The organism is Bombella dulcis, assembly GCF_026385505.1.
Taxonomy (GTDB): Bacteria; Pseudomonadota; Alphaproteobacteria; order Acetobacterales; family Acetobacteraceae; genus Bombella; species Bombella dulcis.
Genome location: NZ_JANIDV010000003.1, coordinates 166,342 through 190,978, shown reverse-complemented (window position 1 = coordinate 190,978; position 24,637 = coordinate 166,342). Strand labels below are relative to the sequence as shown.

The following is a 24,637-nucleotide window of genomic DNA, read 5'->3' as shown; positions in this document are numbered from 1 at the left end:
GAACACGGCCATGACGCCTTTTCTTGCCTGGCTCTTCCTGTTCGGGGCCATCCTTCTGGAGGTTCTGGCAACAAGCCTGCTGAACATCTCCAACGGGTTCCGCAGGCCCCTGCCCACAATCGGCTCGCTCCTGCTCTATGGAGCCGCCTTCTTCTGTCTGGCGCAGGCCCTGAAATGCGTCCCTCTCGGGATTGCCTATGCCGTCTGGTGCGGAGTGGGGATCGTCTGCATCGTCCTCATCGGCGTGACCATCTTCCGCCAGCCCCTCAGCCTGACGGCCTATCTGGGAGTCGGGCTGATCATGCTGGGAACATTGCTGGCCTGTCTCTCCGGCGGGGTCCGTCACTGAAGCATGACTGCCGCCCCCACCCACAGCCTGATGACCCTCTCTGCCCTGCTGCGCTGGCGTCCGTTACGCCTCCTCATGGGACTGGTCATGCTGCTGGGCTTCGGGGCACAGCTTCTTCTCACGGCCTCCACCCTGCCAGATGAAAGCCCCCGGACCGCCATCCTGCGCCTGACGGGCATTGATATTGCTCCCACGGCCGTTGCACAGCCTGCATCCGCCATGCCCGACATGGACCATGCCCGCATGATGCAGGACGACCAGCCAGCACACTGCCTGCCGGAGCCTTCCCATCATCAGGTGCAAAGTCACCATCATTCTGGCGGGCATCATCGTCACGGGCTGGACTGCCCACTCTGCCCCCTGCTGGACCATGTCCTGCTGGCCCTGATGGTCCTTGCCGTACTGCTCAGCTGCACCCGCCTTTCCCGGCAGGTCTGGCAGGCCGCTCACCCTGCACAGGCTCCGCCGGAACCAGCCCGACAACGCCCCCCCAGCCGTGGGCCACCCCCATTCATCCTGAATCACGCACTGACCTGACCGATCCAGCCTGAAGAAGGCTGCGCATCGGCCTTTCCGTATGCTTGCTTCAGAATGGATGAGTTTTGTCTATTTTCCCCTGTTACACAGGCGGAGGCCCCATGCGCCGCCTGTCATCTTTTTCCGCCCTCACCAGTCTTCTTCTGGGCAGCGTAACCCTTCCTGCCGCCGCCCAGACGGCACCGCTGCCCGACGCGCCTTCATCCCCTTTACCGGCAGCCCCGCAGCACTTTTCTCCCATCAGACAGACAGCGACGACCCTATCCACCAGCACGCCTCCTGTCGAACAGATCAGCGTCACGGCCACCCGGCGACCCGTCACGCAGGCAGCGGATACGGCAGCCCTGTTCCGTGACGTGCCGGGTTTCAGCAGTTACAGGACGGGGGGCATCGCCAGCCTGCCCGTTCTCAACGGCATGGCGGATGACCGGGTCGCCACCTTTGTGGATGGGATGCCCCTGATGTCAGACTGCCCCAACCACATGAATCCCGCCCTCTCCCAGATCAGCCTTGATGAAGTCTCCCACAGCGTGGCCATTGCGGGGATCACGCCTGTCAGCCTTGGTGGAGACAGCACGGGAGGCACCATCTCCGTGGAACGGAAAGACCCGCAATTCGCCAGGGAAGGCAAAATCCTCGTGACAGGCGACGGGCGGGAAGACTGGCGCAGCAATGGCGGAGGCTCCGGTGCCGGTGGTTCCATCACGGTTGCCAATGACATGCTCAGCCTGCGCTATAGTGGCTCCTACACCCATGCCAGCGATTACACGGCCGGAGGACGCGGGGGACGGGTTCTCTCCAGCAGCTATCTCAGCTTCAACCATGACGTGACGGCCGGACTGAAACTGAAGAACCACCTCTTCAGCCTGACATTCGGCCAGCAGGACACGCCCTATGAGGGCTTCCCCAACCAGTATATGGATGAGACCAACAACCGCTCCACCTTCGTGAACGGCAAATATACCGGCACGTTCAGCTGGGGCACGCTGGAGGCCCGGGGCTACTGGCAGCGTGTGACCCATGCCATGAACATGCTGGCCGACAAGGGCGGCCATAGTGCCACCACCGGTATGCCCATGAACAGCGATGGCCGGACGGCAGGTTACAGTCTCGTTGCCACAATACCGCTTGGCCGGAGCCATCAGCTCAAGATAGGAAGCTCCTTCAGTCATGATGGTCTCAATGACTGGTGGCCACCCGTCATGGGCAGCATGATGATGGGGCCGGGCACATTCCACAGCCTGAACGGTGCCCACCGGGACCATCTTGGCCATTTCATCCAGTGGAATGCCCAATGGACGCCCCGCCTCTCCTCCGAACTCGGTATGCGCAGTGATGTCATCATGATGAATACCGGCCCGGTTTCCCCCTATCAGGGCCTGTCCTCCATAAGCGACATGGGCATGGGAGGAATGTCCATGACGGGCATGGGCGGCATGAGCATGGACAGTGCCAATCAGGCAGCGGCCCGTGCCTTCAACAGTGCCCGCCGGGGACGCACGGATGACAATTTCGATGTCACGGCCCTTCTGCGCTACAGGGCCAGTGCCTATCTGAACATCGAAGGCGGCTATGCCCGCAAGACACGCTCCCCCAACCTGTATGAACGCTATGGCTGGAGCCGGGACAGCATGACGGCCCGGATGATCAACTGGTTTGGTGATGGCAATGGCTATGTCGGCAATCTGAACCTGAAGCCTGAAGTTGCCAATACCGCCAGTGTAACATTCCGCTTTCATGATGCGGATGATCACCAGTGGGAGGCCATGATCCAGCCTTTCTACACCTACACGCACAATTACATTAACGTCGTGCGCATCGATGCCCTCTCACGGGGCTTCAGCCTGCTCCAGTTCGCCAACCATAATGCCCAGAGCTACGGCATAAACGCCTCCGGCCGGACGACGTTATGGGACAACACGCACTGGGGCACGGGGGAACTCTCCGCCAATCTGAACTGGGTGCGGGGGCAGGACTTCAAGACCCATTCCGGCCTGTATCAGCAGATCCCCCTTAACGGCACCATCCGTCTGCATGAACATTTCGGCCCGTGGCACGGCATGGCAGAGGTCGTGCTGGTCAAGGCCAAGCACACGGTGGACTGGGTCCGCAACGAACCCCGGACACCCGGCTATGCGCTGTTCAATCTCGGAGCCGGGTATCACTGGTCCCGCTATCTTCAGCTGGATGTCAGCCTCGACAACCTGCTGAACCAGCGTTACGCCCTGCCACTGGGCGGGCGGGCCGTCAGCACGGCAGGCAACCCTCCCGGCCCTGTTCTGGGCGTGGGCCGTTCGGTCAATCTGACCCTGCGGGAGCATTTCTGAACACGAAAAAGGCGTCCCTCATTACGAAAGACGCCTTTTCCTATGACAAAGCCCGGATTCTACCTTCAGCCCTGCGCCTCATCACCCAGATGGATACGCCCCTGCTGTTCCGCCAGCTGGGCCTGACGCTGGCGTTCACGGTACCGCTGACGCTGAGCCTCCGTTTTCTGGTCATAACAGTGCGGGCAGCTCACCCCTTCCTCATAATGAGAAGACTGTTTATCTTCCGCACTGATGGGCGCACGGCAGGCATGGCAGAGATCATACCTGCCCAGCTTCAGTCCGTGCCCGACTGACACACGTTGGTCGAATACGAAACATTCCCCATCCCACAGGCTTTCTTCTTCCGGAATTTCTTCCAGATATTTCAGGATGCCGCCTTTGAGATGATACACGTCCTCCACGCCTTCCTGCCGGGCAAAGGCGGTGGATTTCTCACACCGGATACCCCCGGTGCAGAACATGGCGATCTTCGGAGTGCGGCCCTGCGCTTCCACCTCTTTCCGCCAGTTGCGGAACCACTCCGGGAAGGCCCGGAAGGTCTTCAGGTTCGGGTCCACGGCCCCACGGAATGTCCCGATGGCCACTTCATAATCATTGCGTGTGTCCATCACGACCGTGTCAGGATCGGAGATCAGGGCATTCCAGTCCTTCGGCTCGACATAACGACCAACGCAGACATGCGGATCAATGTCCGGCTGCCCCATCGTGACAATCTCTTTCTTCAGCCGTACTTTCATGCGCAGGAAGGGCATCGTCCTTGCACGGGACTTCTTGTAATCAAACCCGACACAGCCCGGCAGGCCGTTTATGTGGGCCAGTACGGCATCAATGCCCGCATCCGACCCGGCAATCGTGCCATTGATGCCCTCACGGGCCAGCAGAAGACTGCCCTTGACGCCTTCCCTCTGGCACAGTTCCAGAAGCGGCTGGCGCAGGGCTGCATGATCCTCAAACGAGGTGAAATGATAAAGGGCGGCCACGCAGACCGGCAGGGATGTATCCGTCATTCAGTCAACCATTCTCGCAAAGAAGGAACCTGACTGTCCTTCTAGCAGGCTGGTCCCATCAGGGGCACCCCTCCGACGGACATAGAGAAGCGTGCAATAATTAGATCCGACGATATCTCAAAGCTCCCAATAAGCCACATGCTTTCGTTCATATCCTTGCAACAGCTCAGATTCTTCTCGTTCTTCACTGTCAGGGCACACCCCACCCGCAGCTGGAGGAGTATAACCATAATCCCTACATAACCGCTTTACAGTCGACAACACGTAAGACACACTTATGTTCCGTGTACATTCGAACATTTTATCTGTTCCTTTATGGTGAGGACAAAAAAGATAATCATCATGCTTAAATGGCGTTCGAATGTCATGCCAACAGCTATTACACCCGTGATTACTAAACACTCGATAAGGTGTAAAAAATTCATTCATTGGTTCCGTGAATCCACTAATCATAATGACCGGAGTCCCCACCGCCCAAGCCAACCACGATAATCCCGATGATAAGCCTATAAAAAACTCCGCATGCTTCAACCATCGAGCACGTTCCGCTAACGGACGCTCTCCTGTTTCATCCTCGACCCCATGAGGTATATGATTCCAATAAATATTATTCCCCACCACAGGATCTTTATCGATACAAACAACCCGATACCCCATTTTCTTGAGGTATTTCACTATCTCCAACCAACCTACAGGATTCTGCCACATTTTGCAGGCACAAGATGCCTGCACAGCAACAACAACATAAGGCTCCTCTACAGGACGAACATCCTCTCGCTCAATGTTCACCCTAGGACGACATTCTGTTGGATCAACTCCCAAAATCCACCCAGCAGTCCTATGCAACCCCACCATCCGAAAATCTCGCGGTTGCCACTCTTGCCCCTCATCCTGAAAGTATAACCCTACATAGTAGGTAGCATAAAATTCATCCACCACTTCACTATAAGCTTTCTCACTTAAAAAGCAGATATCGGGATAAGTAGACTCCATAAGTGATATAATCACATCACTAGCAACAACAGTGATTTTACATCCATGTTCTAGACGAAACCGCTCAGCATAAGGCACCCATCCCAACGGATCTCCCAATGTCCCCGCAGGCATAAGAACCGCAACCTTCTTATCCCGCGCATCATATTCATGCGTCCAAACTAAACCATTTTCATCAAAAAGTTCGATAAGACCTCGTAAAAAATATTTCTTCCGAGAGCAAACATATCCTCCCTCGACTTTACCATCATATAAACAGGTATCTGTCTGCAAGTCCCAAAGACGAAGTCGCCACTTCTCCCCATCTGAAATCTGCACCCGAATGCCGAGGTTAAAATCATAGCGTAAACCGTACTCCCCCTCTTGCGTTGGGGCCACCGCCGGTGCAGGAAAGGGAAATCCAGGCAAACGGCCAACCCCATCCCCAACCGACGATGTTCCATCCCCGGAATCAAGAGAGGACACAACATCAAAAGATTCTCGGGAGAATACTTCCTCATAATCGGATCCAGTCTCCTCCTTTCCCGCAGAAGATATTACCGATTTTAACGCAACAATATCCTGCAGAACACGCTCTGTTTTCTTTTCAGTCACTTTGAAAACTCTCCAAACCCCGGAATTTTCTCAATAGCCATTTTCACTTGCGTAAATGAAATCGCCCGAGAGCACTCAAACATTCGTTCTGTTCCCTTATGCCGTGGACAAAAAAGAGGATCCTCCGGCTTAAGATCAATATTCACATCATTAGCGCAACTATTACAAACATTTCGATTGATAATACGATATGGTGTGTAAAACTCATTATAAGGTTCTGTATAACCACTTATCAATACTACTTTAGCACCTGCCGCCCAAGCTAACCAAGCCAAGCCCGATGAGGTCCCTACAAAAAATTTGGCATGCCTTAACCATCGCACACGTTCAGTCAGTGGTCGTTTTCCAGTCTCATCTTGAGTTCCATGCGGAATAGGACGTATACCAGCTATAGGCCCATTTATACGATCTCTATCTATGCAAACTACCTTGTATCCTTTCTCTTTTAAAAAACGAACTAAATCATACCAACCTCTGGGATTGTTCCAATATTTACTAAGCCCAGAAGCCTGCGCCCCAACACAAACATACGGCTCCTTGATAGGAGCCCCACCTAAATCAGCAACAATTTCTGGCTTCCTATCTTTTGGTTCAAGCCCCAGTATATAAGCTCCCATATGCGATAGACCACTGACTCGATAATCATTGGGCTGATAGGAAAAATTAATATCTTTAAAGAAAACCATTACTTTATAATGCGCATAATACTGCCTTTCTCCCATATCATCTTCACAAATAAATCGAATACTAGGATAAGCCTCCTCAAAAAGCACTATTAATGGCCTTGCTACATAAAAACTCGCACGGCAACCATGTTTTTCGACAAACGCCGCGGCCTGCCCAACCCAAGCAATATGGTCCCCTAATCCACCCACATTCATACTGATGAGAACCTCTCGATCTTTTAAATCACAAACATGCGTAAAAACTTCTTTTCCATTTTTCCAAATACAAATTTCAAAGCGCACATAATACCTCTTATTACTTTGCATCATACTAGGCCCTACGACCTCTTGCATAAATAAAATAGTATCTGTATCCAAATCACGTAATTTTATTAACCATTTTGCTCCCTCTGGAACGGAGATACGACAGCCCTCATTAAAGTCATACCGAATCCCTTCAGGGCCCGTCTGGGTCAAAAAAATCTCTTCATTCTTACCCATAGCTGAACTTCCCATCTGTGCTATTCCCTTCCAAACCTGCTAGGCTTTCACATATATTCTATCTATACCGTCATAATGGCTTCGCCCCCAAAGCTAAAATCTCAGCTCCTCCCAACTCTCTAGCATCTAAACACTTCTCATCCAAAACTGGCAAACGTCCTTCTTTCAAAGCTTCAGACGTTGCCGCAAGACGAATTTTTCCACTAGGCGTATGATAAATCCCCCCCGGCCGCACCAACACACAACGCACCAGCCTCACCGGGCAAACTCGCGCAACAGCGCGCGCCATATTCATTAACAGCCCTTCAAAATCGAAATCCTGCCTCACCTGAGCTAGAGATACCTCACCTAAAATACACAAAACATTCTCATGTCGGAAAACTGCTACACTACGACTTGAAAAAATATGACAATCCTGCCGCACGGCCTGTGTCAGATCATCAGGATCATAACACTGCCCTCCGATGAACAAACTATTATCCATGCGACCAGTTACAAAAAGACGTCCTTGCCAAAAAAAACCAGCGTCCCTACTGCGAAACCAACGCCCTCCCTCCGCTCTCAAACTAAATCGCTCTCGATTTTCCTGTTCTCGATTCAGATAACCCAACGTTACAGAAGGACCATTTAACCACAATTCACCCACCTGCCCCTCTGGTAAAGCCTCTCCTGTATCCGGATCTACAACGAGAACTGAATGTTCTTCAATCACCCGACCACAACTAGCTAAAATTCGCTTATCATATTCATTTCGAGGAAGCTCAACTCTCCCCTCCGCTAATCCCATACGAGAAAATGCTTCAAAACGAACGACCTTCTCATCCGCCCAATCATCACTCGTAATCATCAAGGTAGTCTCGGCCATACCATAACCGGGCCTTAAGATAGACCTTTTAACTCCCAAAGGACCGTACCGTTCAAAAAACCGCTCTACTGTTCGTTGTTCAATTGCTTCCGCTCCTATAAAGGAACGTTTCCAACAAGTAAGATCCAGCCCTCGCAACATAGAATCCGGGACATGTGATGCTAACAGTTCATAAGCGAAATTAGGTCCAGCAGAAACATTGATCCGATAACGACTGATAGCTTGAACCCATCTTTCCGGCTTAGCAATAAAATGCTCCGGCTTCATCAACCATACCGGACTTCCTGTTGCTACTCCAAATAGAAGACTCACCAAGCCCATATCATGAGAGAGTGGAAGCCAAATCAATCCTAGGCTACCCGCTCGAGAATCACCACGAATCTCCAACAAATAAAGATTACTACCAATATTTCGATGTGTAATTAGTGCCCCCCTAGGCCTACCAGTAGAACCGGATGTATATTGTACAAATGCAATATCATCCAAACCTGCTGCATGCCGACGATAGAGTGCTTGAGCGCCATCAGCTCCTTCGATAGGAACCCATTTTATCCTTTGAGTGCAGCTACCAACTTGTCGCCTAAATCCCTTCAATATATCCCTTGACCCCAAAACGGCAGTAGCTTCAGAATCCTCCAGTATATCAGATAAACGATCTACACTGCCGACCATACTAGGATAGACACCCGAGATGGGTATCATATTAGCATAAACACACCCAAAAAAACCAGCTACAGCTGCCATCTCATTCTCAAAGCAAAGAATCACTCGACTACGCTCTGCTAAAAACTGATCTAATAATCCAGCAACTCTACAAGCCCACTCATGAGCCTGATAAAATGTTAAAGAGCCTTCAATATCTAAATTTTGATCTAGCATGACAAACTGAACTTGATCTGGCACATCCAATGCCCGAAAACTCAATATTTCATCCAATCGACTTTTATTTCGATCCAATACGGTAAATCCATTATTATACTCTTCAACACTATAGCCAAATTTTTTTACTTTCCTAAACGTCCAAGACATCACATCCCCCATGATAAAAATTCCTTTTGAAAAAAACTATCTCTGCCTACTATTCCATTATTATTGCCTGATTCAACAAGCTTCTAGCTACTTCAATAATAGTTTCATTACGGGCCAACAAAACCAAGGATATATTCACACCAAATTCAGATCGTATAGCCGTCTGAAGCTCCATTGCAGCAAGAGAGTCAATCCCCAACTCAGAAAGACGGATACTATCCTCAATTAATTCCGAATCAAACTGCAAAACAGCCCCAAGCTGCTGCTTAAGTCGCCGCAAGACATAATCTAGACGCTCATTACTTGGCATATTCATTAATAATTGAATAGAGTCAGATACACCTCCTTTGCAATTTTCCTGTTGTAACAAAGAAAAACGTGCAGATGCCTTCGTCCACACCAACGTGGTGAATATTTGACTCCAATTAACATCTACTAAAGACACACTACTACGATTCATAGCATAAACTATTGGCAGAAACCTCAAGGCTGCTACTGCTGACACAGTCTTAATCCCAGCCACATCAAACATACGACTAGCAGCATCATTTTTCATCAACATGCCAGCATCACCAATCGCCCCCCAACCTACGGCAAGAGCAGACAACCCCTGCTGCTGCCGGTTCTCTGCCAGAGCATTCAGATAGCTGTTGGCAGCGATGTAGCTACTTTGCCCCAGATTGCCGATTTCCGCCGTGAAGGAAGAATACAAGACAAAATGATCCAGCTCCAGCCCCTGTGTAGCCTCATCCAGTGCCTGTGCCCCCAAAACCTTGGGAGCCATGACATGAGCCACATTGGCAGCATCCATCTTGCTGATGAGCTGGTCATCCACCACACCCGCCGCGTGGAACACACCACGCAGCGGCACCTCATCACGGGCCAGCTGCTGCACGAGCTGCTTGACGGCCTCCTTGTCCGTCACGTCCAAACGATGGGTCACGACCCTGCCACCCGCACTCTCGGCTAGCTTCTTCAGAGTGACAATGGCCTCCTGCCGTTCCGGGTCTTTCGGCAGGGACCGGCCGACCAGATGTAGCACGCCTGCCCCTTGGGACAGCAGGTATTCCGCCGTCTTGAGACCGAAGCCACCCATGCCGCCCGTAACCAGATAGGCCCCCTCGCGGCTGAATCCCGGCAGGACCCGTGGCAGCGGACGGGCCTTGAGGTCACCCATACCCTCATACGAAATTACAACCTTGCCAATATGACGCGAAGACGTAAGGTAACGAAAGGCTTGAGTAACTTCAGCCGCACGAAACACCCGTGTCTGAGGAAAGGATAACTTCTTTTGTCGAGCTAGGGACATAACGTCACCTAGAATCCCGCTCATAATACCATAAAGTTTTTCTCGAGGTACCATCCGGTCCATGTCGAAAGAGAAATAAGCCAGATTTTCATTGAAAGGCATCAGGTCCAGTACTCGATGCTCCACAATGTCACGCTTGCCGATCTCTACGAAACGGCCCATCGGGGCCACCAGCTTCAGGCTATGAACCATCGCCTCACCCGGCAGGGAGTTCAGCACGACATCCACACCCCGGCCATTCGTGGCCTCTCGGATGCCATCGACAAACTCCAGCGTCCGGGAATCCCAGACACCGGCACAGCCCTGCTGCCGCAGATACTCCCGTTTCTCCGGGTTGCCTGCCGTACTGTAAATCACGGCCTTTCTCAGCTTGGCAATCTGGATGGCTGCCTGTCCCACACCACCAGCACCGGCATGGATGAGAACGCTTTCACCTTCCTGAATCTGGGCCAGGTGGACCAGCGTATAATAGGACGTGACGAACACCAACGGCACGCCAGCAATCTGCTCCAGCGGGAACTGGAGCATCTCTTCAGAGAGCGGCAAGGCGCAATAGGCCAGCTCCTTCACCCCCACGATGCGGCGATAGGAGAAGCTATCGGGGTAGACGAGGGCGAACAAATCCCCCGGCTTTATGTTATCAACGCCCTCACCGACGGACTCGACCTCCACGACGCCCTCAAGCCCGAGATCGTCGCCACTGAAGGTGCCTTCCGTCACACTCTCCGGCAGAAGAGACATGGCCTTCAGGACATCCTTGAAGTTGAGACTGGCCATGCGGGTCCGAATCTTGACCTCACCCGGCCCCGGCTTCGGCACGGTAAAGGCCTGCCATGTCACGCCCTCCAGCGCACCGGAACGGCTGGATTCCAGACGGACACCGATGGTGCCATCATCCTTGCCTCCCATAATCTCTTCAAGCGGGACAGGCTGGGGTTCCGGCTCCAGTGGCGGAGACACCAGACGCTGGACCAGACGCTCGACCGTCTCACCAGCCGGGGCCTCGCCCTCTTCGCCCTTCTCGGCATCCGCTTTCGTGGACTTCACGGCTTTCTTTTCAGCAGGTGACGGCCCGTTTACCAGACGCAGCCAGACCGTGTCTTCTGACGGGTCTTCCAGCACGAGTTCGGCAGCAAGATCCTCCAGCAGCTCCTCGACACCTTCATCCGGTACGTCAACGCACCGGATGGCCAGATCCATGCGTTCGGCTTCCGCCCCACGGAAGAGACCATGATAGGCCCGCTGAAGGGCCTGAGCCTGCCCCGCCGTGTCATAAGCCCCACGGGTCACGATGATGACAGGCAGACGCCGTTTGCGCCCACGCATCGGCACACGCTGGAGCAGCTCCACACAGGCGGCCATGTCATCAAGGCAGGTCTGATAATCCGCCCCACCCCGCGGGAACAGCACCAGTGCCCGCTGCCTGTTCAGGAAGGGTTCCTGATCCAGCGTATCGGCCAGCTCAGCACCACTCAGCTGGGCACTGGCTGTCAGCTCAGCACCATTGTCCTTCAGCATCTCAGCCACCTGGGCGGCCAGCCCGTCACCCTCGCCAAGCAGAGTGATGGCCAGCGGCTCACTCAGCAGCACCTGCCGTTCCGCACTCACCCAGTTCGGTGCATAGACCAGACGGGCAGCAGAAGACGCATCATTGCCGCTGCGGGCCACACGGCGGCAGCACAGGCCCAGAATTTCACAGAGCAGCTCACCTTCCGGCGTGTAGAGCCGCAGGTCCGCCACGATCTTGCGATGTGTCCGCAGGGTCGGCATGGCCTTCACGTAGGCCCGGGACACCTTCTGCCCCAGATAGCTGATGCGCTCGATGGAGGCCGGAACATACACATCCTTCTGCTCCTCGAACGGAAAAGCCCCAATGAGCGCATGCATGGCCCCATCCAGAAGGGCCGGATGCAGATGATAGTCCTCCAGCGAGGCAGCCTGCTTTTCCCCGAGAGCCACTTCAGCCACGGAGTAGCCATCACCACGATGCAAGCTGCGCAGGGTCTGGAACGCCGGACCATAATCCAGCCCCATCGCCGCAAAGGCCTGATAGACTTCAGCCCCGTCAAAACGGGTCGTCCCCTCACACAGGGCTGCGAAGTCAAAATTCCGGTTCTTCTCCGATGCTGCACACCACGGTGCAGCCTGAAGGACCGTGGCCTGACCGTGAGTCTGCCAGTCCCCGTTCCATGCTACGGTTTCGCTGTCGAACACGAGACGGCGTGTGGTCGTGTCGAAACGCCACATGACCACCGGCACCTGCCCCTCCTGCACGACCAGCGGCGTGTTGATCGTGATTTCCTCGATCACGGCCGGAGCCTTGGCCTCCAGCTGGGCATGGGTGGCCAGGGCGGCCTCGATATAAGCCGCCGCCGGGAACAGGGCCATGCCATGCACCTTATGGTCCATCAGCCATTCCATCGAGGACACGCCGATATCCGCACGCCATGCCCGGCTTTCCAGAAGGCTTGGCGTCCCCAGAACAGGATGGACCTGCTCATCAAGACGGTCACGACGGGAGGCTTCCGTTTCCAGCAAAGCGCCCTTCTCTACCTCCCAACAATAAAATGGCAATGCCCTCCGTTTCGGATACAGAACATAACGCCAATCCGGTTCTCCTCCACTAAGGGTCAGACGAATAAGGGCCCGCAGCAACCCCTCCGCATCATCCTGTCTGCGGCGCAGCGTCGGAATAACAGCGACTTCATAGCGCTCTTCAACAGCACAACCCGTCACGGACGTGCCCAGAACAGGATGGACCGCAAGCTCCAGAAAGACGGCATGGCCATCCTTCAGCATGGCCCGCATGGCATCATGGAACAGGACCGGCTCACGGGCATTGGCGTACCAGTAGGCGGCGTCATGCTGCCCGTTTTCTTCCCACAGCTTACCCGTAACCGTGGAATAGAGCGGAACGGTCGGTGCCTTCGGCGTGATGCCTGCCAGAGAAGACAGCATGTCTGCTTCGATCGCCGTCATTTCCGGGCTGTGATATGGCACGTCCACCTTCAAGAAGCGGGCGAAGACACCCTCTCTCGTGCAGTCTGCCTCCAGCATTTCCAGTGCGTCACGAGGACCGGCTACCGTGCAGGATTCACTGCTGTTAATGGCGGCAATGCTCAGCTGGCCATCAAACGCTTCAAGACGCCCTTCCAGCACGTTCCGGCTCATGCCAACAGCCAGCATGGTGCCCGTCCCGGCCCGTGTCGCCTGAAGGCGGCTACGGTGGAAGATGACCGTCACAGCGTCTTCCAGCTCCAGCGCACCGCTGACATAGGCCGCTGCCACCTCACCCACACTATGGCCGATGATGGCCCCCGGCATCACGCCATGACGGGTGAAGAAAGCGGCCAAACAGATCTGCACGAGGAAAATGGCAGGCTGGGCGACTTCCGTCTCCTGCATGCGGGACTTCGCTTCCGGCTTCAGCAGCTCTTCCCGCAGGGACCAGCCAGCCAGCTTCATGAACAGTGCATCACAACGCTGCGCCAGCGCACGCACTTCCGTCGGCCCCTTCCGCAGAAGGTAACGGCCCATTCCCCACCATTGTGGCCCCATGCCGGAAAAGAGGAAGACCGGCTTCACGGTCTCATCCACGACGGCCTTGCCCGTGAACAGGGCCGAGTGTGTCTTGCCCTCGGCCAGAGCGTGCAGGGCCGCATGAGCCTGTGCGACCTCATCCTCACCCTGTTCCGGGAGAATGACCGCCCGCTGGCGGAACCGTGTCCTGTACTGCACGGCGGAGAAGCAGAGGGCCTCCCACACGCTGCGCTCTGCCTGTCCATCATCCAGCAGGCGGGCATAAGCCCCGGCCATATGCCCCAGAGAAGCCTCCGAGAAGGCACTGAGCAGCAGCGGCACCCGCTTCATGAACCCGGCGGGCCGGACACCCTTCACCTTATGCCGCCGGACCGCCTTGCGCTGTGCGGAATTCCGCTCCGCCTCGGTCGGGCGGCGCAGCAGGGCCACGGCATTGGTCCCGCCATAACCGAAGGAATTGACGACCGCATAGAGCCTGTCACGTTCCGGCAGAGCCGTTGCCTCACCCTGAGCCACCTGCACGCGATATTCGTCAAACGGAATGGCCGGATTCAGGTCTTTCAGGTTGGCCTGTCCGGGAACCTGGCCATGCTCAAGACACAGCATCGCCTTCAGAACGGCCACGCCACCCGCTGCGGCTTCCATATGGCCCAGATTGGCCTTCACGGATCCGATGAGAACCTTCTGGCCTTCGGGCTGATACTGGCCGATGGCCTGTGCAATAGCCTTGACCTCAATCGGGTCACCCACCGGTGTCCCCGTTCCATGCGCCTCAACATAGGCCACATCCTGTGGATTGACGTTGGCCCGGCGCAGCACGTCACGGATCAGGGTTTCCTGTGCACCGGCATCCGGCATGGTCAGCACGGGCGTGCGACCATCCTGATTCACACCGGAGTTGCAGATAACACCACGAATGTCATCACCATCCCGCATCGCGTCTTTCAGGCGCTTGAGCATGAAGATTACACAGCCCTCACCACGCCCATAACCATCAGCATCCGCTGCAAAAGACTTGGACCGGCCATCCTTGGCAAGGAAGTGCCCCTTCGTCATGAGCATGGCCGTCTGCGGAGAAAAGATATAATTTACACCACCAGCCAAAGCTATATCACATTCCCCGAGACGTAAGCTATTGCAAGCTTGATGTACGGCCACCAAAGAAGATGAACAGGCAGTATCCATGGCAATAGCCGGCCCTCTCAACCCAAACACATGGGCAATGCGGGCTGCATACATGGTCATCCCAGTCGCAACTGCTGCAAATTGATCCCGAATTTGCGACTGCATGAAAGGACTACCACACTGGACAAGCTGGTCCTGTGTGAAACTACCTATAAAAACGCCCGTGCGCGTATTCATTAGCACACCAGCCGTCACACCAGCATTCTCCATGGCGTGCCATGATACATTAAGCAAAAGACGCTGTTGCGTCTCCATTAACAACCCTTCTCTCGGAGAGATACCAAAAAATAATGGCTCAAACCGACAGTCTTCTACATTCATGAAGTGACCGTATTGCATGGTTGTCTTGCCGGGTGTTCGTTCGACAGGATCATAAAACCTCCGTCTTCCCCAACGATCCGCTGGCACATCCACACAACCATCTTGACGATTCAAAAGAAACCGCCAAAATGCCTCACCGTCCTTCAATCCAGCTGGTAAAACACATCCAATACCAATGATAGCAATCTCATCTGGTTTATACATCTGATTCATTACAGCTCTAATATCCTACGTCCGAATACCCCGAACATCATATCCACCATACAAGAGTTCCTCAAAGCACTTACTCGATCTTTAGCTCGTACCGAATATAATTTCTCAAAGTGACTCTTAAATTTGTCCTATCCACATGCCCTTCCAGCGTTCGGGGAATTTCTTGCACCCATATCATAATAACAGGTGGCAAAGCCGCATACCGTCGACGCAAACGAGTCGATAAGGCCTCATCATCAAAAGTCTCATGCGATACAATAGCTGCATAAAAACGCTCAACCCCCTGTTTATCCTCCATCGTAAAGACGCCAACGTCTGTAATTCTAGGCTCTGAGCGCAAGATATTTTCCATTACCTCCAAGTCAAACTTAGCCCCACCGGCATTAACAAGAGTATCCACCCGTCCTCGAAGATGAAGCATCCCCTCGGGCGACAAAAATCCTCGATCTCCCGGATAAAACCATCCCCCCCGAAAACGCTGAGCAACAGTCGAACCATTTTCTAAATAACCATTGGTTACTCCCCCTCGAATACGAATCTCGCCTATTTCGTTTGGTAACAAATTACGCCCCTCATCATCTACAACCTCAACTTCTGCCCACGGCAGCAGAGGCCCTACATTATCCTCACTTTGACGTTGCTCTGCTCTAATCGATGCTACCGGACCAGTCTCATCCGTTCCATAAATAACCTGAACATACGGTGTAAATCGCATCCTTGTTTGTTCTAAGATTATCTCTGTAAGCTTACCTCCCACAACACTCAGATACACATGCCCCATAGGCTGCATTCCCGGAGGCAAAATCCGTAAAAGCTGTTCAAGATGAACAGGCGTCATCACTATCATCAAGGAAGAGGAAGAACGCATCACTTCTCCTCCAATGCTCCTAGAATCACTACTCCGCAATGTGCTACCACCACTAAGTGCTGCCCCAACCATAAGAAAACCACTTAAAGACTGCGGCCCTATCGAGCACAACAACTGTGGCTTACTTAATAAGCAATCTTTATTTTGAGAATTACGAGAAAAAAACTCTACCATATCATGATACATGAATCGATGCAGCTGTCTTTCTACTTCTCCAAAAGTCAACTCTAACAACTGCATATCTCTACCCGTTCCAGTCGCCAAAGCTATACGGCACGGAGCGGACTTTTCTACGGAGACAGGTGGATAATAGTTAGAGCAGTCATCTTCTTCTACTCCGAACAATATCCTTTCAAACCACTCTTCTGCTAGAATCAACCTTCCTTCTACAGGCGGCAGCACCCCCGTGTTATCTGTGACAATCAAATCCGGCCGAAGTGCCGCCAACTCCTCATCCGAAACTTCACCATTGGATAAGGAAGCCGAAGCGAGACCGAGTCTCCCCAACGCTAAGGTCAGTGCCCAATGCCTCCATACATCGGAACAATGTACGGCCACCCTTTTTAAATCGAGACCCCTTAACCCCTCCAACGCACGAGCTAAACGGCTGATGGTAGCTTCCAAGAGCGCATAGGACCGATCTTGTGACAAACTACTAAAAGCAATATCGTTCCCAGAACTCCGCGCATTATATGCGACAAACCGATCCAACACGTCCGCACCTCTCCCCACCGTTAACACGCCACCAACCAGAGCAAGTCATCCACTATCATATTTCCACAATCAAAGATATCTAGCCACTGCTCCAGTGACGATGATGAAAGCCATACCCAAAAGGCTATCACCTTCCTTCCATCAGCAGTTTTCTTATACTCCATCACTACAATTTAGTTTGGAGAAATTTTTCATAAAATACACCTTGAAATCATATATCGGCAACCCTTGCCATCTTATTTCATCAGAGATCCCACTATTGATAAATAAACATAGTATCATTATTATAATAATAGTGATTTATATTTAAAAATTAATCAGATATACAAGCATGTGCCATAATATTCTTCAGAATCTTTACCGCAAACTTAACATTAAAAAAATTTAAAATATTGATGTTAATTATGATCTAATATCAATATATTTTATAATTTCAAAACTTAAGACATCATTTTAAATATTATTTATTTGTGTATGTCACTAATAAGAGAAATTTTTTTAATTTATCACTGCCAAATAATATTTTAACCAATCATAATAATTATAAAATTCCTTGCCTGTCGATCGCCTATTAAAAAGCCCCAATATGCAACCAGCCGTTAATACCTGCGGCAATATCTGCTCCTTCCCCTGCGGCGGATAATAAAGATAAAAGGGCACGCCATCACGACCATGTGTTCTCAGGAAGGCGGTGATCCGCTCATCCCGCCGGGTCCAGTCCCCCCGCAATATGACCACCCCATGCTGACGGAAGGCCTCCCGGACGGACGGAACATCCAGTGCCACATGTTCATTGACCATGCAGGTCACGCACCATGACGCTGTCATGTCCACAAAGACAGGGCGACCCGCCGCCCGCAGGGCGGCCAGCCTCTCCCCGGAAAAGGGTTCCACCAGAGGGTCGGCCCGTACCACCCTGCCAGAAGATGGGGCAGCTCCATCCCCGGTCCTCACGGCCTGCCCCAGCCCGACGAGACAGGCCAGAACACACAGCACGGCCAGAAGCCGACAGATCATGACCATCCGGGATACTTCACCCAGCATGGCACGCTGCTGGGCAAGCCCGTACAGCCAGCCCGCAAAGCCCAGAAGGACGGCCCCTCCAGCCATCAGCAGGACAGCATCGCCACCACGCTGCAGCACCGCAACCCAAAGCAGCCACACACAGCTGGCCAGCAGGGGAAACGCCAGAAGCTGTTTCAGACGTTCCATCCAGGCGCCTGGACGGGGCAGACGCTGCGCCAGACCCGGCACAAGAGCCAGCACACAGTAGGGAGCCGCCAGCCCCAGCCCCATGACCAGAAACACCAGCAGTCCGGCCCAGACAGGCCCGCCCAGAGCCGCCGCAATGGCCACCCCCATAAATGGGGCCGTGCAGGGCGTGGCCACGATCACCGCCAGCAGGCCTGCCAGCAGGTCACTGGCCGGACCATGTCCTGCAGCCATCTGCCCGGCCCGTCCCACCAGACGCCCTCCCGTAATCTGGAACACACCCAGAAGATTGAGAGCCATGATAAAAAGCAGCCAGCCAACCCCCACCACAAAGGCGGAAGACTGGAACTGGAATCCCCACCCCACGGCTGCCCCGCCATAACGCAGGGCCATCATCACGGCTCCAAGAATGACGAAACAGCCCATGATGCCTGCACTGTACAAAGCGGCACTCCGCCACCGCGTGCGCCATCCCGCCCCGCCCATATGGGCAAAGGACAGGAGCTTCATCGCCAGAACCGGAAAGACGCAGGGCATGAGATTGAGGATGACACCCCCCAGAAAGGCCGAAAGCAGATTGCCCCACAGCCCCTGCGCTGTTTCCTGTTTCATGTCCGGAACGGACTGGACCGGCTGCCCTCCGCCGGAAACCGGTGCAGCCGTGATCTGCAGGGCGGACTGACTGCCCGCTCCATCCACCAGCACAACAACACCAGCCAGAGGCTTCTGCCAGAAGGGCGGGTGAGCATAGGAATCCGGCTTCAGCTGGAGGGTCATCTGCCCTGCATTCACGGACAGTGCCTGCGGCACGTTCTGGGCAATCACACTCCCTTCCTGCGGCAGAAACCAGGCCTGCCGGACCGTGTCGGATGAAAGTCCGGCTCCCCGCAGTGACAGCACACCCCCGGAACTGATCTCCGCCGTGAAAGGGGACGGCTGTGGCATCGCGGCATCGGCACGACGGAACAGGACTGCCTCCGTCGCCTCCGGGGCGGAAGCGTGAGACCCTGCGGGCACTGTCAGGGCAAACTCACCCTTTTCAGGCACACAGACATCAGCACAGACCAGCCAGTCCGCCCTGACCGTAACCGTCACATCCCCAGTTCCCTGCCCCTGCATGGAGACCCGCACGGGCAGCAGCACATCTCCCTGATAGGCATAGGCCATCAGCCCGCCTTCCGACACACGCTCCGGAACGGGCCATTCCACCTGCTCCGCTTCGCCCGTCCGGACACCACCCAGCGTGACATGCACATGGGGAGCCTCTCCCGCATCACCGGGATTCTGCCAGTATGTATGCCAGCCGGGCTTCAGCTGAAGCCTCAGCCCGACACGCAGGGTCTTCTGCCCCTCCCCGACAGCATCCACGGTGCTGACGAGCGTGGCCCGTGTATGGCTGGTCTCGACAGGCGCACTCTCCGCCGCCTGAACCGGAGACGACATCACGGCCGTCCCCCCGACCATTGCGGAAAGAACAGCTCCCACCATCACACCAGTACACCGTCTCATCAGACCTCCCATGCCCATTCCTGCTGAACCCCATGTCACTGCGGGCACACCATACCCCATCATCCACATTCCCATAAGACTGGCCACGGACACGTCCTGACGTCATAATCGCCCTCCGGAATGACGCCCCTGTTCTTCACACCAGCTCCAAGGCACTCCTGATGACGGATCACCCTCCTTCTCCGCCCCCGCACAAGGCAGGTCTCTGGACCCGCATGGTGGCCCGCAATATTGATCTGGTCCTGTACAGCTTTCTTCTCTCCCTGCCCATTTACAACCTCTTCCACGCCCTGGAACGCCTGTTCCCCCGCTTGGCCGCCCTGAACGGCCCGACCTACGGCGTGACACCGGGCCTTCTCATCAATACAGGCATTGATCTCTTTTTCGTCTTCCCCCTCTCCATGCTGCTGGATGCCCTCATCTGCGCCCGCTTCAGCAACACGCTTGGCAAACATCTTCTCGGCATCAAGCCCTTCCGTGAGGATGGCCGGACGCTCGACCTCCCCACCTGCCTCCATCGCAACTATCTCATCTATGTCGGCTGTTTCATGGGAGGCATCTATCTCCTGCCCCCCGTGGCCGAAATTTTCCACTACATACGCTACAGGCGGACCGGCACGACGTTCTGGGATCATGAAGAAGGAACGGTCGTCCTGTCCCTGAAAGGCAGCCGCCAGCGGACCGTCCTCATGACTCTCTTGTGGCTGGTCATGTCCGCTGCCACCTCCATGGCCGCAGGCCGCTTCCTGCTGCACAGGACCATCAGCCATCTGCTATAGACGAAGAACGGATTTAAGCTCTCACCATCCATTCAATCCAAACAAATGGAATTTATCCATCTGTTCCAAACAAACTTATCCCCACTGGATAAAATAATCATACGAAGTAGCTCTCTCACCTCCCCCAAGGCCAGACATGAAAAAAGGGGGCCAAAGCCCCCTTTATCTCCAGAAACAGCCTGTAACAGGACAGTTCAGCGCATGATGCCCGTATGGCCAATGCTGTACCGGCCCGGCTGGGGCCAGACAGTCAGACCATGAGGCTCCGCCCCGACAGGAATCTGCTTCATGTCACCGGTCTGCGTATCAATGGCATAGACGACATCATCAAACCGACCGGAGAGCCAGAGCGTTCTGCCATCCGCACTGACATTGCCCATGTCCGGGCTGCCACCACCGGGGATCGGCCACGTCTTCAGCACCTTATCCGTCGCAACATCCACGACAGAGACACTCCCTTTGCTATGGCGTGGTCCATGCACCATGTGCGACCCACGATTGGCCACATAAAGCAGCCTGGCATCACGGCTCGGATACAGCCCGTGTGTCCCCAGACCCGTGGGGATGAAGCCCGTCTCCTTGAAGCTGTCACCATCAATGATGAACACGCCATCAGCATGCATGTCGGCCACATAGAACTTGTGCCCATCGGGGGCAGCCAGAACATCCTGCGGCATCCCGCCCTTGGAGAGCTTCAGCATCCCCAGAAGCTGACGGTTGACCGTATCCACCTTGGCCAGATACCGCCCGAACTCACAGGTGAAGATCGCATAGCGCCCATCCACAGAGAAGGCCGCATGATTGATCCCCTCACAGAGCGGAGCCTCGACGGACCCTTTCAGTTCCATGCTGTGCGGATCACGGAAATCAAGACGGCGATGGGCCTCCGCCACCACGATGGCATTCTGCCCATCCGGGGTGAAATACATGTTGTACGGGTCATCCACCGGAATGGCCTTGCCGGGCTTGCCCGTCACCGGGTCAATCGGTGTCAGGGAGCCATCCGTGTGGCCTTCACTGTTGTTTGTCACCCACAGGGTCCGCAGGTCCCATGAGGGAACGACATGCTGGGGCGACCGCCCGACAGGGAACGTGTCCACAACCTTGTAGGTCTTCGGATCAATCACCGAAACGCTGTTGCCACGCAGGTTGGGCACATAGACACGCTCCAGATCATGCGCCACGACAGGAGACAGCTTCTCAGGCCCGCTGGCCTCGCTGTAGATATTATGGATGTCCGTCACGGGCGGCATTCCGGGAATGGTCTGCACGACAAGCGACTGTTCCGTCACGGCAGCGGAAGGAGCAGCGGGCACCGCCCCGCTGGTCGTTACTGAAGGGTCCCCACCCGGAAACGGCTTGGGGGCATCAGCAACGATGGGTTCATCCTGCGGGTCCGGATGGTTGGCTGTCTGCTGGGCCTGTGCCGCACCTGCGGCCAGCAGGACCCCCATTGCCAGAAAAGAAACTTTAAGCCTCATGGGCGTCTCCTGTTAAAAGACGAAATGGCCTCAACGGCAGCCTGTACCTGCATGGCCACACCTGCCCGACCAAGTTCAGCCGTTGCCTGCCGCGGGTCACCACCATAGACACCATCGGCAGAATCTAGTTTCTCAGCCTGCCTCAGAAGCCCCGCCCGCACAAGGGACGGATCAACCGCCAGCATGAGGGAGGTATCGCTTATGTCGGCATGTTTCCCCAAAGCCACACCATAGCCCTGCTGGCGCAGATGGTCCGCATAGCTCCCGGCTATGACATCATAATAGGCCCCGACAAAAAGGACCTTCGTCGTCCTTTCTTTCGCCCATCGCCTGTCCAGTTTTGCCGCCAGCCCTGCCAGCTGGCTCTGATACCCGCCATGATCGCCCAGAAACACGATGGTGGTGAAACCCTGTGCCCTCAGGCTCTCTGCTGCTCCTTCCACCAGTCCCGCAAAAACTGCGGGGGGAATAGAGAGCGTCCCTGCAAAACGCATGTGCCCTGTCCGTGGATGGGTTGACCCTTCCGGTACATAGGTCAGGACCGGAGCCACCAGCGTGTGGCCCAGCCTGCGGGCAATCTCATCCGCCAGCACGTGGGCACGGACATTATGCTTGCCCACGGCCATGTAAGGCCCGCTCTGTTCCGTCCCGCCGACGGGCAGAATGACCGTCCTGGTCCCCGCCTTCAGGGCTTCATCAATCTCGGTCCAGCACTGGCAGGCCAGCTCCACCTGACGGGCCGCAGGCGGACAGGCAGGAGCCACTCCGGCCATGTCTTCCGCCGTGGCCGCTGCCATCGAACCGGTCATGAAGGCCAGCACGGCCAGCCACCGGAGCCACCCGGAATGCGGAGAGCCTGTCCCGTCCCTAACAGTCCTGTTGCTCATCCGGCCTCCCTTGTGCATTATCGTCCCAATTCCGCCTCACAGGACCACACGGTCTGAACGGGCCGCATCCAGCATAATGCCGCAGCGCACAACCATTCCCGACCCCATCATGCCCCTTCTGAACAATCTGCCCTTTCTGACACAGATGGGCAATATTGACGACGCCGCCCACATCATCCAGATGGCCCTCACGCCTGTTTTCATGCTTTCCGGCATCGGGACGCTGATCAACATATTCAATACGAGGCTGGCCCGTGTCTCGGACCATCTGGACAACGTCAACCGTCTGCTGGCGGCTCCCCCTTCCGAACAGGACCACCATTACAGCTACGACACCCCACAGAGGCTGAAAACACGGCAGAAACGCCTGACACGCCGCATCGTCGTGCTGGACCTCGCCATCATCCTCAACGGGCTGGGCGGAGCCATGACCTGCGGTGCCGCCATCGCCCTCTTTGTCGGCTCACTGGGCGATGCCACGACATCCCTCTGGCTGCTGGCCCTCTTCGGCACCGCCCTGGGCTGCACCGTGGCCGCCCTGCTGGCCTTTCTAGCTGATACGCTCCTGAGCTGGCACGGCCTGCGGCATGAAGGGCAGGTCTCCCTGCTTACCGCCCTGCTGCGCTCGAAGGCCAGCCACGCAAAACAGCCCCGCTGACGGAGGCGGGAAGCCCCACATAGCCCAGCCGGGCATTGATCTCCGCCCCGTGTGCAAAGCCCCAGCTAAAGAAACGCTTCACGCCCTGTCCTTCGGGCCGGGTCATCCCATCCTCAGGCACCAGCACATAGGTGGCTGACACGATGGGCCAGCTGTCTTCACCGGGCTGGTCCAGCAGATTGACGGCAAAATGATTCTCCGCCTTCCACGCCGCAGCGGATGCTGCAGCAACGAACCCTTTCAGGGATGGAAGAACATAGTGTCCGTCATGATTCTTCATCTGCACGATGCCAAGATGGTTCTGAGCCGCATAGGCATATTCCACATACCCGATGCTCCCTTCCGTCTGGCGGACAAGGGCGGCAATGCCATCATTGCCACGGGCACCGGCACCACCGGCCCACTCCACGAGTGTTCCGGCCCCGACTGTCTCATTCCACTCCGGTGACGTCCGGGACAGATAGGAGGTGAACACATAGGTCGTCCCGGCACCATCGGCACGATGCACAGCCACGACCCCCATATCCGGCAGCTTCACCCCGGGATTGAGGGCCTGTATGCGTGGGTCGTTCCAGTCCGTGATGCGGCCATCATACAGGGCCGCCAGTGTCGGGCCATCCAGCCGCAGCGCACCGGCCTCGATACCGGGCAGATTGACCACCAGCACCACGCCGCTCATGACAGTCGGGAACTGGTAGAGATGCGCCTCGGCCAGACGGGCAGCACTCATGGGCTTGTCAGAGGCCCCGAAATCCACCGTCCGGGCCACAACCTGATCCTGCCCCGCACTGGACCCGACCGTCTGGTAATTCACCTGCAATCCTGCCTGCTCCCCGGCCGGAACGCTCCAGCTCTGATAGACGGGGGCCGCAAAACTGGAGCCTGCACCCGTAATCTCCACATCCCCGGCCCGGGCCACCCCCATGAACGCTGACGAAACGGACAGCACCACCATGAAGGCTCTTCTGCAATTTCCCCAGCGGGAAAGAGGCTGATCTGTCGGACGCATAAATCCCTCGGCACACACAATGATTCACCTGTCTGCCGTTATAGCTGCACGGAAGCCCCAGGCAATAAAAATATGAGAAAAA

General features: G+C 55.3%; 15 protein-coding genes. 5 read left to right on the top strand and 10 right to left on the bottom strand.

Going from position 1 to position 24,637, the window contains the following annotated elements; translation table 11 throughout:
* The first annotated feature begins 10 nt into the window (after nucleotides 1-10).
* The 3 genes from NQF87_RS06060 to NQF87_RS06050 all read left to right on the top strand — a co-directional run bounded on the left by NQF87_RS06060 (nucleotide 11) and on the right by NQF87_RS06050 (nucleotide 3,213).
* Nucleotides 11-349, top strand: a complete 339-nt coding sequence (locus NQF87_RS06060) for a DMT family transporter (RefSeq protein WP_043558985.1) — start codon at nucleotides 11-13, stop codon at nucleotides 347-349.
* A gap of 3 nt (nucleotides 350-352) precedes the next feature.
* On the top strand, nucleotides 353-886 hold the full coding sequence (locus NQF87_RS06055; protein ID WP_266127516.1) for a DUF2946 domain-containing protein: 534 nt from the start codon (nucleotides 353-355) through the stop codon (nucleotides 884-886).
* A gap of 101 nt (nucleotides 887-987) precedes the next feature.
* Complete coding sequence (locus tag NQF87_RS06050; protein ID WP_266127515.1) at nucleotides 988-3,213, top strand: TonB-dependent receptor; 2,226 nt, start codon at nucleotides 988-990, stop codon at nucleotides 3,211-3,213.
* Nucleotides 3,214-3,278: 65 nt separating this feature from the next.
* Here the strand turns inward: NQF87_RS06050 and trhO are convergent, their stop codons facing one another.
* From trhO to NQF87_RS06015, 7 genes are all read right to left on the bottom strand, one after another.
* Nucleotides 3,279-4,223 carry an oxygen-dependent tRNA uridine(34) hydroxylase TrhO gene (gene trhO, locus NQF87_RS06045; protein ID WP_266127514.1) on the bottom strand — a complete coding sequence of 315 codons (945 nt, stop codon included), beginning with the start codon at nucleotides 4,221-4,223 and terminating at the stop codon, nucleotides 3,279-3,281.
* Between the two features lie 117 nt (nucleotides 4,224-4,340).
* Entirely contained in the window at nucleotides 4,341-5,810 is a 1,470-nt protein-coding gene (locus NQF87_RS06040) for an autotransporter strand-loop-strand O-heptosyltransferase (RefSeq protein WP_266127513.1), read from the bottom strand.
* Entirely contained in the window at nucleotides 5,807-6,991 is a 1,185-nt protein-coding gene (locus tag NQF87_RS06035) for an autotransporter strand-loop-strand O-heptosyltransferase (RefSeq protein WP_266127512.1), read from the bottom strand. Before NQF87_RS06035 ends, NQF87_RS06040 begins: the two co-directional genes overlap by 4 nt.
* Nucleotides 6,992-7,046: 55 nt before the next feature.
* On the bottom strand, nucleotides 7,047-8,882 hold the full coding sequence (locus NQF87_RS06030) for an AMP-binding protein (protein WP_266127511.1): 1,836 nt from the start codon (nucleotides 8,880-8,882) through the stop codon (nucleotides 7,047-7,049).
* 37 nt (nucleotides 8,883-8,919) lie between these two features.
* Nucleotides 8,920-15,429 (bottom strand): type I polyketide synthase, encoded by a 6,510-nt coding sequence (locus tag NQF87_RS06025; RefSeq protein WP_266127510.1) that lies wholly within the window; start codon nucleotides 15,427-15,429, stop codon nucleotides 8,920-8,922.
* Between the two features lie 79 nt (nucleotides 15,430-15,508).
* Nucleotides 15,509-17,020: an AMP-binding protein gene (locus NQF87_RS06020; protein ID WP_266127509.1), complete on the bottom strand. Its 1,512-nt coding sequence runs from the start codon at nucleotides 17,018-17,020 to the stop codon at nucleotides 15,509-15,511.
* A gap of 498 nt (nucleotides 17,021-17,518) precedes the next feature.
* Nucleotides 17,519-19,741: a protein-disulfide reductase DsbD family protein gene (locus NQF87_RS06015; protein WP_266127508.1), complete on the bottom strand. Its 2,223-nt coding sequence runs from the start codon at nucleotides 19,739-19,741 to the stop codon at nucleotides 17,519-17,521.
* A 161-nt stretch (nucleotides 19,742-19,902) separates the two neighbouring features.
* On the opposite strand from NQF87_RS06015, the gene NQF87_RS06010 reads away from it, so the two are divergent.
* Complete coding sequence (locus NQF87_RS06010) at nucleotides 19,903-20,520, top strand: RDD family protein (RefSeq protein ID WP_266127507.1); 618 nt, start codon at nucleotides 19,903-19,905, stop codon at nucleotides 20,518-20,520.
* Between the two features lie 194 nt (nucleotides 20,521-20,714).
* On the opposite strand, the gene NQF87_RS06005 is transcribed toward NQF87_RS06010, so the two are convergent.
* Both NQF87_RS06005 and NQF87_RS06000 read right to left on the bottom strand, forming a co-directional pair.
* The gene (locus tag NQF87_RS06005) at nucleotides 20,715-22,001 is read right to left on the bottom strand and encodes a YncE family protein (RefSeq protein ID WP_266127506.1); all 1,287 of its coding nucleotides are present in this window, start codon (nucleotides 21,999-22,001) and stop codon (nucleotides 20,715-20,717) included.
* Nucleotides 21,998-22,810, bottom strand: coding sequence for a creatininase family protein (locus NQF87_RS06000; protein ID WP_407652021.1), 813 nt, complete (start codon nucleotides 22,808-22,810; stop codon nucleotides 21,998-22,000). Before NQF87_RS06000 ends, NQF87_RS06005 begins: the two co-directional genes overlap by 4 nt.
* A 187-nt stretch (nucleotides 22,811-22,997) precedes the next feature.
* Between NQF87_RS06000 and NQF87_RS05995 the strand changes: the two genes are divergently transcribed.
* On the top strand, nucleotides 22,998-23,546 hold the full coding sequence (locus NQF87_RS05995; protein ID WP_266127603.1) for a DUF2721 domain-containing protein: 549 nt from the start codon (nucleotides 22,998-23,000) through the stop codon (nucleotides 23,544-23,546).
* Here the strand turns inward: NQF87_RS05995 and pstS are convergent.
* On the bottom strand, nucleotides 23,497-24,501 hold the full coding sequence (gene pstS, locus NQF87_RS05990) for a phosphate ABC transporter substrate-binding protein PstS (RefSeq protein WP_266127602.1): 1,005 nt from the start codon (nucleotides 24,499-24,501) through the stop codon (nucleotides 23,497-23,499). The genes NQF87_RS05995 and pstS overlap by 50 nt on opposite strands.
* Between the last annotated feature and the right edge of the window lie 136 nt (nucleotides 24,502-24,637).